7 protein-coding genes are annotated in these 13,699 nt (G+C 63.5%); 1 reads left to right on the forward strand and 6 read right to left on the reverse strand.

The window, feature by feature from the left end:
* Positions 1–320 precede the first annotated feature (320 nt).
* Genes KF941_RS03025 through KF941_RS03040 form a run of 4 tightly spaced genes read right to left on the reverse strand, consistent with a single transcriptional unit; the run spans position 321 to position 5,836 of the window.
* Entirely contained in the window at positions 321–1,871 is a 1,551-nt protein-coding gene (locus tag KF941_RS03025; RefSeq protein WP_214272509.1) for a TniQ family protein, read from the reverse strand.
* Positions 1,872–1,873: 2 nt separating this feature from the next.
* Complete coding sequence (locus KF941_RS03030) at positions 1,874–2,842, reverse strand: TniB family NTP-binding protein (protein ID WP_140848629.1); 969 nt, start codon at positions 2,840–2,842, stop codon at positions 1,874–1,876.
* A 2-nt stretch (positions 2,843–2,844) separates the two neighbouring features.
* Entirely contained in the window at positions 2,845–5,076 is a 2,232-nt protein-coding gene (locus KF941_RS03035; protein WP_214272510.1) for a Mu transposase C-terminal domain-containing protein, read from the reverse strand.
* A 4-nt stretch (positions 5,077–5,080) separates the two neighbouring features.
* Positions 5,081–5,836, reverse strand: coding sequence for a hypothetical protein (locus KF941_RS03040; protein WP_214272511.1), 756 nt, complete (start codon positions 5,834–5,836; stop codon positions 5,081–5,083).
* A gap of 282 nt (positions 5,837–6,118) precedes the next feature.
* Between KF941_RS03040 and KF941_RS03045 the strand changes: the two genes are divergently transcribed.
* A complete protein-coding gene (locus KF941_RS03045) occupies positions 6,119–6,706 on the forward strand; it encodes a hypothetical protein (RefSeq protein ID WP_214272512.1) in 588 nt (195 codons plus the stop codon).
* Positions 6,707–6,772: 66 nt separating this feature from the next.
* Here KF941_RS03045 and KF941_RS27785 read toward each other — a convergent pair whose 3' ends face one another.
* A complete protein-coding gene (locus KF941_RS27785) occupies positions 6,773–7,390 on the reverse strand; it encodes a hypothetical protein (RefSeq protein ID WP_240540200.1) in 618 nt (205 codons plus the stop codon).
* Positions 7,391–7,765: 375 nt separating this feature from the next.
* On the reverse strand, positions 7,766–13,696 hold the full coding sequence (locus KF941_RS03055; protein ID WP_214272513.1) for a DUF3320 domain-containing protein: 5,931 nt from the start codon (positions 13,694–13,696) through the stop codon (positions 7,766–7,768).
* Positions 13,697–13,699: the final 3 nt, after the last annotated feature.

Below are 13,699 nucleotides of genomic sequence, written 5' to 3' on the forward strand. Positions count from 1 at the left end.
CAGCCTTGGCTGGAACAGATCCGAGTCCCTATTGTGCCGCCAACCATAAAATGACCCACCTCAATCAGGGCGATCTACAAAGCACTGAAATGTTTTTATAATTTGCATGGGTTCTGCCGGACCCTCAAGTCTTTGACCCTTCTGCAACCATAAAGTGACCCTCGAAACTTCGAAATTCAGGCAAGAAAAATGCCGCCCGAAGGCGGCATGCATGAAGTCTGAGGATTGGACGCGGTCGATAGATGCGCAGGGGAGGATGAAGCGGAATCACCCACTCATGGACGATGCCCGAGCCGAAAGCGGAACCTGCCGGGACAGGCTCAGAGCACGAAGGGCATGTCCTTGTCCGGAATCCTGGCGGGCAGCGCTTTCACCTCTTGCGGATCGACGAGCAAACCACCGAGACCCGGTTCGCGCTGCAGGCGGAGCACGCGTTCCAGATGGTGCCCGAACACCCCGATCAGGATGACCTCCATCGGCAGCCGGCTCATCTCGGCGGCCTTTGCCAGCTTCACGTGGCCCGCTGGCGCGGATTCCACCTTTGGGAAGATTTGGTTGATTTCGTTGATCAGCGCTTCCACGCGCAACCTGTCAACCGAACGGCTGACCTTGCCCTGCTTCCGACCGTTGCTTCCGTGCAGGGCGGCCAGAAGGCCGGTGTTGATGAGACAGGTCACCATCGGGCGCGAGGCGTTCAGCAGTCCGGGCAGCGCGGTGACCGCGACGGCCCGGCGCATCTCTAACGCCACCCTGTGTCCGATTTGAAAATCCACGAGGGTTGCTGAGCAGGACTGATCTTTCGCTTTGGGCGGAATGGCCCGGCTGGCGATCAGCACGTCCCTCAGGGTGAGTGGATGCACGCCGCCGGATTTCGCGATGGAGGAAATGCTGCTCCATTTCGGAATGCCCACGGCTTCGCCGAGCAGCACCTCGCCTGGCTTGGTGTCCATCGTGTCGATAATGTGCCGGCGCAGCACTTCGCGGATAGGACCGGGGTCTTTGATAAGTTTTGGCGAGGAAAGCCATCGGTAGAGCATGCCGAAGGTGGCGAACCGGTTGCGATGACCGACCATACCCCGTTCAACTGCCCTCTGTTGCAGCATGTCCAGCCCGGATCGGACACCGGCCTCGCCCCGCCTGACATAGGGCCAAGCACTGTTGCTGGCACGATTCCAGTCGGTCATGGAGAGTTCCGCCGGCTTGGCCTGCGTCCCGAACTCCAGCACTCCGCCGAGCATTTCGGTTGCGCGGGTGACCTGTTCGATACCCTGACCGTCGGCCCATGCGGGACCCGATTGGCCCTCCAAGCGGGCAAGAACATAGCCCTGCAACGGGGAGGGCTGTTGGACAGGGGCGGTTTCCGCCAGGGCCAGTAGCGCCCGTTGGCCTTCCGGCACGAGAACCGAAAGCTCGTGTGCGATATCGTCCCATCTGTTCAGCCGACGCGAGATCAGCGTCAGATGATGGACCGGGCAGACCCGGACCGGTTGCAAGCGCCAGATGAGCCGCCCGCGGCGCAGGGCGTCGGGTCGATATCCGCCCGCCTCGTCCTCGGCCAGGCAGGCTGGGCAGAAGCGTGTCTCCGGCCCGGTGGTCATCTCGGCCGCAAAGGACTCGTCGCGCAGAAGGAACTGGCGCTCCCCCAAGGCATGAATGGTATTGTGCAGCACCGGATCCGGATCCTGATCCGCGATGTCGCAGAGGCGCGTGATCGCTTCCGTTGCGCCCGCGACCAGATCCACGAGCGCGATACCCAGATCGTTGAGGAACGGCACCAGCCGCCCGCCGGTATGGAAGGCGGCAAGCCGCGCGGCCCAGGAGAGCGGCGTTTCGTCGGGGACGAAGGGCAGGCGGGGGAAAAGACGGGCCATGGTTACTTGCTCCGCTTCCGGCGCGGGTTGACGACAGGCATGTCCTCCTCCGGTTCGCGGTCGGGATCGATGAGCCACCATTCTTCCGCAAGGAAGATATTGCGATGCGGTTCGTTCCCCTCCTTCAGAGTCCAGTCCTCGGCGAAATGACCCATGTCCAGACTTTCGTGCCCTTGGATCAGGGCGCGTTCGATGGCGCCGATGACGGCCTCGATGCAGCGACCGAAACGGTAGCGGGAAGCATGGACCAGCCGATCGACCAGATCGGGCTCGGCGGGCGGCTCCAGATCGGCACGCTCGCAATAGGCCGCAATCATGTCGGTGATATGAGCGCGGTCCGCCACCGCGTCGACAGGCGGCAGAAGCAGCGTGGTGAAGCGGCGCTGGACCTGCGGATCGGACCGCAGGATATCGCGCAGCTTCCCGGTGCCGGAGAGAATGATGGCAACCGCCTCGTCGCCCTGCATCAGCGATTTGATCGCCCGCAGGATCAGGCCGCGATCGGCGCAGAACAGGTCGTGAGCCTCATCGATCAAAAGGACGGCAATGCCGCAAACCGTGAATCGGGCACGCAGCAACTGCACCAGCGACCATGCCTCCCGGCGGCCCTGGATCGGAGGATAACCGCTCTGTTCCAGAAGATGGCCAATCATGCTCTTGAACGTGGCAGGCGACGGAACCGAGCCGGCAAGCCATGCCTGCTGTCCGTCCGGCCCGGCATTCAGCGCCGGATGGCGCCGGAGAGCATGGTCGATGAGGGTGGACTTGCCGCCGCCCGGCTCATCGATCACCATCACCCCGCGGGTTTCGCGGGTCGTGGTAAAGCGCTGCGCCACGGGCAGGAGGTTGCCCTCGGCGTCGCGGGACAGCAGGCGGTCCAGGTGGTCGGCGAAGCTATTGTCGCGCTCGGTCCGGATATAGAGGCTCCGGATCTTGTCCATGGTCTCGGTGATATCGGCGGGGTTACGCATGGTCATTCCTCGATGCTCCAGTTTTTGTCAGAAGAAATTTCGCCGCTTGGGCCGGAGGCGGTGCGGCCGGACATGTCGGGCTTGCGCCGGGCAGGCTTCTCGGCGGTGCGCGGGATCGGCAGCCGCTCATCCTCGTCGTCGTCAGGTGCAGGGATCGAACGGCCCGGGCCATCGGTGGTCGGCACTCCAGGCTGCGGACGGGCGGAGGTGCTGAAGCTGATGAGGAGCCGTTGCCGCGCCTGTTCGATACGTTCCTCGGTCCATTCGTCGACGAAAAGGTCGGCCAGGCACCGGGCCTGCGCGTTGCGCTCCTCGATCGCCCGCATCGCCTCGTCGATCATGTCGAAGTAGAGGGTCTTGCGGTCCGGATGGGCGGTGCGGAGGTTGCGAATGGCATCCAGCCAGATATTGGCGCTTTTACCGACCAGTGCGTCCCAGGTCTCGAAGCCGCTCTTCACGGCGGGCACGGTGATCCATTGGTCTCCGAGGTAGACCTCGATGCCTCCGAGATCGCGGGGATGCCAGCGCACATGCAGCTTTTGTTCCCCTTTGCGGGTCATCCAGAGCGCCAGCGCCTCGCAGTGATAGCGCACCCCCAGAACCATGATGCCGCGTTTGTCCAGCGTGCGGATCAGGCGTTCTCCGAACACCATCCGCCAGCGCTGGTTGTCGGGGGACGGGGCGACCCCGTCCCGGGCCACGAGTTCCTGCCAAACCTGTCGGGGTGTCTTTCCCCCCAGGCCCGAATGCGGCGTGTTGTGATAGGCGTCTGCGATCCATCTGGTCAGGCAAAAGGCCAGATCGTCGAAGGTCAGGGCGGCGAGCGACTGCGGATCCGCCTCACCCTTTTCAACCACATCACCGAAGGTCCGGCCGCTCAGCAGCGGAAGCAGGCGCAGGTTGAGTGTTCCGAAGATTCGCTCGATGAAGGCCCGAAGCTCGGGCAGGCCCCCGACAGCGATCTCGGTGGCGATGCCGAGATCGGCGCAGGCCATCTTGAACTCGGGCGCGATAAAGGCGGATCCGCCATCCGAGACGATCAGTTCGGGGACACATGCCATGTCCCAAGAGTCATGGGCGTCGGCAGCGCACGCCCATCTGCCCTTGTTCACCATGGTCATCTGCAGCACTTGCCGTGCCGCGCGGTGATTGGGTGTCCGGCTGATTGCGATGCCCAGGATGCAGCGGGTCCGGACATCGATGGCCACGGTGACGGTCCATCGGATGGATTTTTTGTCGACGCCGAGCCGCCTGCGCAGCGCCGCAGGGATTCCGTCGATGAACATGCGCATCTCCGGAATGGTGAAGAGGTCGATGGAGATCTCGTCGATTTCGACCCGCTCACCGGCCCGGGTCACCTCGATGCCAGCTCCTACCGGCCTGAACTTCGTCCGGGCGGCACCGGGGCCGATGCGTGCGAGCGTTGCACCGAAAGGATCGATCAGCGCGATCTCCTTTCGCACGGTCTCCCGCGAAGGCGGCACCAGCGGCAGCTGGCCGTCCATCTTGCGCTGTTCGTTGGCGGCCTTGAAGGCGCGCTCGACCGCTTCCCAGACCTGTTTCGCCTCCCTGCGGTTTTCGTCGAGCCAAACGCGCCGGATCGTCCTGACCATCAGGGCGATGGCCTCGCCATCCATCTTGCGGTTTCGGTTGCCGCGCTTGTGAAAACGCCCCGGCAGCGCGGCCTCACCGCCGAGGCGAGCGCGCTTCTGCCATCGCTTCAGCGTCGACCAGGATGGAACCTTGCGGAAGTCCGCCGACCTCGACAGACTGCTCCCGGCGGTGGGGTTGAGCTCGTCAACCAGTCGCGAAGCCGTGGCGAAAAGCAGGGCCTCATTCGCCGTAAACGACTCTTGGCTCGCCTTGATCAGCCCTTCCGACTTGAGCTTTTGGTAGGCCGCGAGATAGGCGCTGCTCTTCAGGAACGGGGCGAGTTGCTTCGGCGGAAGCGCGGAAATCAGCGCCTGCGACGGCTTGCTCGAGCGCGCCCGTGCCCGGTTCTGGTCAAAGTATCCCCGCTCGTGCCGGATATGGCCTGCCCTGTCGAGACCGGCCAGCTGCATATGCGGATAGACCTCAGACAGGCCGTTCCCTTCGGTCTCGGCCAAGACCCAACCGTGGTCGTTGCAGCTGATCGGGCGCAGCGGCACCGACATGCCGGCGATGGTCAGGCGGTCGTAGGTGCTGAGGGCCAGCCGATGGGTAGGGTTCGGTGCAAACGTGATGTGCTGCATGTCATCACGCCCTGTAACCGGGGGCGGCATATACGGCGGTCTGGTAGCCGATACGCACATGGTCGAGAAGACGGAGGCGGTGGCGGCGGATCAGCCGCACCGCGGCCCGGTAGCCGTCCGCGCCCATGCCGATGCGCCGGACCAGATCCTCGATCACGGCGATGCCGGTCATTTCCGAGATCACCCTTTCTGCTGCGATGTCCGCCTCCGGCTGCGACTGCCGCATGCCGTGCATCAGCTTCGCGTTGAACAGGGCGACGGGATCCAGATCGTCGTCGGTCAGCAGACGGACATCATGGGCAAAACCGCGCTTCCGCGCCTGGTGTGCGATCCGTGGCATGGTCGCACCCAAGCGACCACGGATGCGGGCAGCGGGCCGGACCGCGCAAGCGATCCGCTTCCCGTTACGTTCGGTAAGGAGGAAGTCGAAGTAGTGGGTATGCATCTCCCCGTTGATGTCATACCACTCGAACCCGGCCTGTTCGCGCAGGTCCTTCGTTTCCGGGCGGGCAAGAAGGACGAGGCACCATTTGAATTCGAGGTTGCTCTCCACCAGCATCAGCTGCCCGGCCGCATTTCCCTTGGGGTCGCCGGTCACGATCCGGCCAGTGAAGTGACCTTTCGAGAAGCGCGCGATCTTCCGCTCCGCCCGCGAGGGCAGATGGAGGTCGAGGTCGTTGCCGAAGTAGTGCGGTCCCGAATACCCCGGATCCGCAGGCCGGATTGCCGCTTTGCTCTTGTTAGTGATGTTCTTGGTCATGGACAAACTTCTCTCGTTGCCGGAAGCGACGCTTCCGGCGAATGTGGGGTGGGCATGAGAGGCACAGCTTGCCGGCCTGTCGGACTTCGGATCAGCCGTGGTGCCTCATGACCGTGATGTTCGGAGCGTCCCCCTGCGGGGGACGCGGTTCACTCACAGCCGCTTTCCGGTTCCAGGGCATGAGGGCGCCGTTCCCCGCCACGCCGGATTCACGGGCGGGACAAGGCCGGCTGTCAGCCGCGTCAGGAAAGAGGCCTGCTATGGTGAGGAAGGCCGTCGCCCATGACAGATCCTTGCGGCGGACCGCTGAATCTGCTAAAGGACCAGTATCAACGCTGGTGGACTTCGGTCTTCCTGACGATCACGTCGGAATGCGCCAACATTCCGGCGTTTTCGTATCTAAGGGCTCAGGTCTTCATCGTTTCATCCCTCCGAAAAGCCGCGCGTCTGTCGCGCGGGACAATATCCTGCAGTCCGCCGGATTGGAAGAAAGCAAGTCTTATCAACGGGTTGGTTTCGCCCCCAAAGGGGTTTCCGTTTTTCGCATCCCGTTGGGCGCCAGGTGAGGGCAGGTCTTGTGGACCGACCTCCTGGAGCCGCGACAGACAGTTCTTCCGCTCCGGTCCGGATCGGGCAACGGCCGTGCGAAAAACAATCGGCCTGACTGCCGAATTTCGCCTGCCGCAGGAAAGCGCGGGGGTGGATGGCCCGCTGGACTGCCCGGTCAGCCTTGGATCAGCCTGTCTGGTGACAGGCGATTCGGGGCCGTTTGCCGGCGATCAGTTCAGTGGGGACATCAGGCTGAGCGATACCCTGCGCCCGATCCGGATGGATCAGCGTATCAGGCGGAAGGCCGGAAGGGCGATATGAGGGATCATGTTCGGAACCAACTGTCTGAAGGCAATAATTCGGGATCGCGAAGGGCGTTTGTGTGGGTCAGGCCTCAACAATTTGCACCAGCTTGCGGAAAAGGTTTCCGCGCAAAATGATCCGGCGCTCCCAGTCAGGCTCGGCCCTCGGATCCGCCCCTTGCGCGGCAAAGCCGAGTTCCAGTCGATTGCCCGCCCACTCCAGAGTAAAATCAGCCCACGGACCGCTCAGGCCAACTTCAAGGTTGGCAATACCCTCGTCCTTCCACGGCAATGTCGCGTCGAACAGGCCGTCGATCCAGTTGCCCATGAACGCGCCGAGGGTTGAGGTGATCTCAACGCCGGGCAGCAGATCCTGCTTCATGAGGCCAAGCGTGGAACCTCGGGGCGGCTGATTTCCCGGTGCCCATACGGCCTGCTCTCCCTGCAGGAGAACACCGCCCTTCAGCTCCATGTCGATGACGTTGCGGACGAAGGCCGGAGCGGCGGTCATGCCAACACCAGCGGCAAGAACAATCGCCAGGTTGAACGTATCCTGTCCCACCATGTTGCTTGCCCCACGCCCCTTGCCGCCATCGGTTCGCAGACCGGCCTGTTTAAGGGCCCGGCTGAGTCCCTCGACACTCGTCAGGGTCTGGCCGAAGATGGCCGCGAGCGCGACTGCCATGTTGGTCGAGTTTGCCATGCCGGGCTCCTTCCGTCTTGAGGGGAAGGTGTATGCGAGGCTCCGACATGAGTCAAATTTATTCGCAAATATAACGGATAAAAAATATTCCAAAGCAGACGGCCTCGAAGAGCCACAGCTTCAGGGCTGTCAACGGCGGCGCAAAACCAAGCCGGTTGCAGAAAGCTCTGCACCGATGCCCTGTTTAGAAGGTGGGGTGCGGAAAGTCAGCGCTCCCCCCCCCCCCCAGTTGTTCGATATGTCAGATAACCGGTATGTGGTTGACTGCCCTGCTCAGCCCGCTTGGACATGCCCGCATCAGACATCACGGTGACGATCAGCGCCAGCTATGTTGCTCCATGGGACATCAGCCTGGCGAACATGCAGACATCCACGTCATTCACCCGATGGCGGAGTCGGGCCGCCATCGGCGTGTCTCCACGCCCGGCAGGTCTCGATATATGCCCTGGCATCCTGGCTGAGCCGGGCGATGCCGAGCAGTCGGGAAAGCTCCAGAACCGGATCCTCCGCAGCAGCGATGCGCTCCGCCTGTTGATCCTCCATCCAGGCGATTTCGGTGCGCGAGACTTCGCGGATACCGCGCCCGCCAAGCCCCTGGAAGGGCTTGCGATTGGCAACTCCTGCTTTGGGCCAGAAAAAGCGAACCTCGGTTTCCTCTGCAATATCAAGCAGGTGATGCATCTCGGCAACCCTGGCCTGAATGCGTCCGCCGGTGCGCTGCCATCCGTGAAGCTGCGAAACGCGGCGCGCAAGGGCCGCCTCGGTCAGAGGCCCCTCATCCTGCGCAAGCTTCTGTATAAGGGCCGCCAAGACCGGAGTGTAATCGGCTTCGAAGAACCGGGCTGCGTCAGGTTGGACCGTTTCTGGTCCTGACGCTTCCGGCGAAGGTTCGGCTGCGGGAACCATGACATTCCGTGCAAATTGCAGCGGCTGATCCACCACGGCCGTATCTTCGGCGGCATCTGTCATCATGGCGGATCGTGCAGGTGCGTCCGGTCTTTCGGCAGAGCCAGTTTCGGCCACCACAACCGGCTTCTCGGCCGACGCATCAGGCGCATCGGCCGTTATGACTGTATCCTCCAAAGCCTCGGCGGCACGACGGGCCCGGTCCTTTTCCAGCAAATCGCGCAGCGCAGCGTCCACGCGATCCAGTGTCGCGTCGGGATTTCGGAACCAGTCGGTGGACCATATCCGCAGGATGGACCAGCCAAGACCTTCCAGAACCGCTTGTCGGATGCGGTCGCGGTCCCGCGCCGTGGCCGATCCGTGATAGCGGGCACCATCGCATTCCACCCCGGCCAACCATGCGCCGGCATGGTCGGGATGCCGGATGCCGAGGTCTATGCGGAATCCCGAAACGCCGATCTGACTGTGGACTTCCCATCCCCGCACCGCAAGGGCATCGCGCACCGCCTCCTCGAAGGGTGATTCCAACGGGCCAACGGAGCCGCTGTCCTGCGCCGCAAGGGCAACGGCGCCGCGTGCGGCAAAGTCGAGAAACGCCTTCAGATCCCTGACGCCGCGGGCGCGGGTGCGTCCCAGGTCGATCTGATCAGCGGTGATCGAACTGAATACATGCAGTTCCGCGCGTGCCCGCGTTACCGCGACATTCAGGCGTTTCTCGCCACCATCGCCATTCAACGCACCGAAGGCCATGCTGATCTTTCCTGCCTGATCTGGTCCGAAGGTGATCGAGAACAGCATGACATCACGTTCATCGCCCTGAATGTTTTCCAGGTTCTTGACGATCAACGGCTCCTCTCTTTCATCGGCGAAGAACCATTCGATGGCAGGGTCCGCCTTCCGTTCCGCGTCGAGCAGGTCGAGGATCAGGCTCTGTTGCTGAGCGTTGAAGGTGATGACTCCAAGGGTCGGGCGCTTGTCCTCGGGCAGACGTATCCATTCGGAAAGGCGATTGCGGATCAGGCGCACAATGGCGCGGGCTTCCTCAGGGTTGGTCCGGCCCTGACCGCGCAGATAAGTGCCGGCCACCCTGTGCAGGCGCACGGCCTGCCCGGAAGCATCGGGCGAAGGGAAGGTTATCAGCCCGCCATCGTAATAGAAATGGTTGGAAAAGGCGATCAGCGCCTCGTCCCGGCTGCGATAGTGCCAATTCAGCCGGTGGGTCGGGATGCCTGCCGCCGCAACTTCGTCAAGGATCGACGGCATGTCCTTTTCGAATTCCGCGATATCCGTGACAGCCTCGCTGCCATCATCGCTGCGTCCGAAGAAATTGGTGGGCGGCAACTGCTTGGGATCGCCCACGATAATCGCCTGACGGCCACGCGCAATGGCGCCGATGGCATCCCATGTGGAAATCTGCGAGGCTTCGTCGAAGATCACCAGATCGAACTGGGCCTGCCCGGCGGGCAGGTATTGGGCGACCGACAGGGGCGACATCAGCACGCAGGGGGCAAGCTTGCTGAAATTTGTGGGCATTTGCGACAGCAGGCTACGGATTGCCAGAGTCGGGCGCTGCAGGCCAAGCTGGTGCCGCAATGTGCCCAACTCGGAGTTTCGCGGAACAGAATCGCGGGCAGGCAGGTCGTTGCCAAGCCGCCGCATGACCTCGTCTGCCGCCATTTTCGTCATTGCCTCGTCCAGGGCGCGGAAACGGGCAATGAGGGCGTCGTGCTCCCAATGGGCAAAGCCGCGCAGCACGGGCGAGGCATCCATCGCCAACCGCAACCACCACGCCATATAGGCACGTTCGAAGGCCATGCCGGTATCGTCTATGGCGTTACCCGCTTCCAGTGCCTCGATCATCGGCGCCAGCCCCGAGGCCATGGCGCGCTGCCGTGTGGCAAGCCATTTCATCCAGTCGGGGAAACGGCTTTGCAGGCTGTCTATCGCGGCCAGATACTCATCCGCCTGCATTTCAGCGACATCCGGCAAACCGCCAGCGGCAGCAAATGCGGCCTTCTCTACTGCCAGATCCTGACTTGCCGCAGCCATCCGGCGCAGAACCGGTTCCAGTTCACCTCCATCGCGCCGCGCCCATTCCGCCCGCCCCGTATTCAGGCGTTCGCGAGAAATCCCGGTAGCGGCAAGCGAGGCCTCAAGGCGCAGATAGGATTCGGCCTCGTCCAGCTCCAGCGCCACGGCGGCGGTATCGGTGGCTTCACCCGCGAATCCGGACAGGGCGGACAGGGGAGAGGCCGAAATCTGTTCTTGCAGGCGCAGCAGGCGACGCAAGGCTGGAATGTCCTGTGCCGGATCAGCGGTGCCAGAACGGGCATAGCTTTGCAGAAGCTTCTGCACCTTTCCTTTGGCGATGCCGGCCAGGGGCCACATTTTCGTCTGGGCTTCGCGCCATTGCAGCTCAAGTGCCTCCAGCGGCATTTCTGCAATCGTATCGTCGGTATAGCCTGCCGAAAGCTCCTGCCGTCGGGCCGCGCATTGCGCAATCAGATCGGACAGCACGGGAATTTCTGCCCTGAGCGTCTGGGGGCCAGTCAATCCGGCCCCGCTGACCACCGGACGGCCAAGGCGCGCCGCAGGTAGTCCGGCAAGGGCTGTGGTCAGTTCGGGCGTAAGCGGTTGCTCCTGCGGATAGCCCAGTGCTGTGGCCAGTTCACGGCAGGTAGTGCGCTCATGTTGCATGGCGGTCCGCAAACGGCGTGTGGCAGCAAGGAATGCATCCTGCCAGCCAAAGGACCATTCGCCCGGTGCGATCAGCGCCAGTGGCCCACCATCGCCAAGATCGGAGACCACGCGGTATCGTTGTCCGACCTCCTCAGCCAGTTCTCGCAGCCGGCGCCAGCTTTCTGCATCATGGCTGTCCTTGCCCGCGAACGACAGCGCGAAAGGCGCAGCCCCCTGTGCTGTGTGACCGATGGCCTGATAGACGCTGAACCCCTGCGTGCCGGGTCGATGCAACGCATCGACATAGGCGTTCAACTGGTCGCGGGTCAGGCGCAGATCTTCGGTCACGCGCACCCATTCCTGCGGGTCGTGCCTGCAGGCCCGGTCCCAGGACCGGCCAAGCTGCGCCAACACGCTTTTGCGATCAGCCTTGTTGGAATGCAGTTCCAGCACCGCATCGCCCAAGCCTTGCCGTTCCAGCCGACGCTGCACCACGTCCAGAGCGGCAGCTTTTTCGGCGACGAACAGCACCGTGCGGCCGCGCCCCAGCTGGTCGGCGATGATATTAGTGATGGTTTGGCTTTTGCCGGTTCCCGGCGGGCCGATGAGCACGAAATCCCGGCCCTCGGCGGCCGCCACGACCCCGGCAAGCTGCGAGCTGTCCGCCGACAGCGGCGCGAGAAGATCGCCGGGCGCGTGCTTGCGATCCACATCGGCCGGTTGGGGCATCGGCGTTCCCGCCCCGGCGAATGCCTCTGTCGGATTGTCGACCAGATGCTGCACGAGACGGCTCTCGCGCAGGCTGTCGGTGCGGTCGACCAGATCCTTCCACATCAGGTATTTGGCAAAGGAGAAGGTGGACAGGGCGCATTCCTCGACCACCTCGAACCCGGCCACGTCGCGGACGCGATGACGCAGAATTTCGAGGATACGCGGAATATCCAGCCCGCTGGCGTCGCGCGGCAGATCGCCTTCCAATTCGGGCACGCGCAACTCGAAATCGCGCTTCAGGAACTCCAGAAGCGTGGCGTTGATCCGCACCTCGTCCTCAAGTTGCGACAGGCGGAATTCCGATTGCGCCGAGCGCCGTTCCAGCTTGACGGGCAGCAACAAAAGCGGCGCTCGATAATGGCGGGTATCCGTGTCGCTGCGTTTCCAGCGCAGGAAGCCCACGGCAAGGAACAGGGTATTGGTGCCACCTTCCTGCGCATCGCTGCGCGCCTTGCGGTAAAGATCGGTCAGGCGATTGGCCATGTCCCGCGCGGTCAGCGGCACGGCGATCTGCCCACGTGACAGGGCATCGCGGGCCAGATCGGTTTCGATCCGCCGCACCTCCTCGGCCAGAAGATCGCGCCCGCCGATTGCCTGTTCATCCTTCAGCGCCAGCAGGCGGAACACCTCTCCCCCGGCCAGCCGGTCCTCCATCCCGGACAGGTCGGGACAGATGGTCGGCATCGCCAGCCTTGTATCCTTGAAGTTCAGCAGCCGGTTGCCAAGGGACAGGTCCAGCAGCTTGCGCTGCCAGCGTTCGATCCGGCCAAGCGCGGTTGTCGGCGTCTCGTCGATCAGCTCTCCGGGCAGGCGACCAAGGTCAAGGGCACGGGGAAGCGCGGCGGGAACCACATTCTCGTCCTCAACCTGCGCCTCCTGCTGGGCCCTGTGGCTGGCAAGAGGGCGAATGCGGGCCGCGCGGGCGCGATTGATGTCGACGGCCTGGACGAATTCGGTCTCCCGATCCTCGGACAGGCGGTCCCGTCCAGCGTCCACCGCAGCCTCGAAGCCGATACTGGGGCGCCGGGTCAACAGGGTCGTCTCCATCGGCACGAAGTCCTGCGCGACGACGGCCTTGCGCACCGCCACCACATCGGGTTCGACCAGCCGCCCGAAATCGCGTGGCACCAGCCAGACACCGACCCAAGCATGACCTTCCGAGAACAGCACCGCCGTGTTCAGTCCCGCAGCCTCGAAGGCCGCAGAAAGCAGCAGCGAACTGTCCAGACAGGTCGCCAGCCCTTCCGAGCGGATCCGCTCAGGGTCGCGGACCTTCTGCCCGATCCGCTCGAACGAGGCTGGGGGGACGGCATAGGTCAGGCCAAGCGCGGTGGCGGCCGACCAGATCGCGCCCGCCATCATCCACACCCGAAGCGGATCTCCGGACTGATAGCCCTCCATCGAACCGGGATGTCCCGACGCTTCCAGAAGGCGTGAGGCATCCTTCAGCAGCCGTGCGACCAGCGGCTGGTTGGGAGAGACGAAGGCGGCGAGGATATTGTCCATCTCAGCCAGCCCGCCCCATTCGTCGCGGGCCAGCAACTCGATCCGGTGCTGGCTTCGCTCGGTCTGGGCATCGTCGTAACCCAGTCGGAATTCCAGCTGCCCAATTTCCGCCTCGTCCAGCCCGGCAAGAATCGCCGTATCCAGCGGTGTTTCCAGATCGGCCAGATTGATCTCGGCTCCCGCTGCGACGCGGTCGATACGCCAGGTCTTGTCCCGCAGGATCGGCGGTGTTGCGGTAAGGTGCAGCGTGATGGCCGAGGCGGCCTGATCCCCGGTATTGGCGATCCGCAACCGCCGCAGGACCGAAACGCCGTTCTGGGCCGAAGCGAAATTCACCTTGCGGGCCAGCACGGGAGAAAATTCCAGCTTCGGCCCGGCATTGATCGGCGCTGCGGCCCCCTGCGCGGTTTCGGGAACGGCGGGCGTGGGCTGGTCATCTTGCATGGT

The sequence above is a fragment of the Paracoccus sp. pheM1 genome, assembly GCF_018499825.1.
GTDB classification, from domain to species: domain Bacteria; phylum Pseudomonadota; class Alphaproteobacteria; order Rhodobacterales; family Rhodobacteraceae; genus Paracoccus; species Paracoccus versutus.

Excerpts from the sequence above, each read along its gene's own strand:
- KF941_RS03025 (WP_214272509.1), bottom strand. The coding sequence starts at position 1,871 with ATGGCCCGTCTTTTCCCCCGCCTGCCCTTCGTCCCCGACGAAACGCCG.
- KF941_RS03030 (WP_140848629.1), bottom strand. The coding sequence starts at position 2,842 with ATGCGTAACCCCGCCGATATCACCGAGACCATGGACAAGATCCGGAGC.
- KF941_RS03035 (WP_214272510.1), bottom strand. The coding sequence starts at position 5,076 with ATGCAGCACATCACGTTTGCACCGAACCCTACCCATCGGCTGGCCCTC.
- KF941_RS03040 (WP_214272511.1), bottom strand. The coding sequence starts at position 5,836 with ATGACCAAGAACATCACTAACAAGAGCAAAGCGGCAATCCGGCCTGCG.
- KF941_RS03045 (WP_214272512.1), top strand. The coding sequence starts at position 6,119 with ATGACAGATCCTTGCGGCGGACCGCTGAATCTGCTAAAGGACCAGTAT.
- KF941_RS27785 (WP_240540200.1), bottom strand. The coding sequence starts at position 7,390 with ATGGCAAACTCGACCAACATGGCAGTCGCGCTCGCGGCCATCTTCGGC.
- KF941_RS03055 (WP_214272513.1), bottom strand. The coding sequence starts at position 13,696 with ATGCAAGATGACCAGCCCACGCCCGCCGTTCCCGAAACCGCGCAGGGG.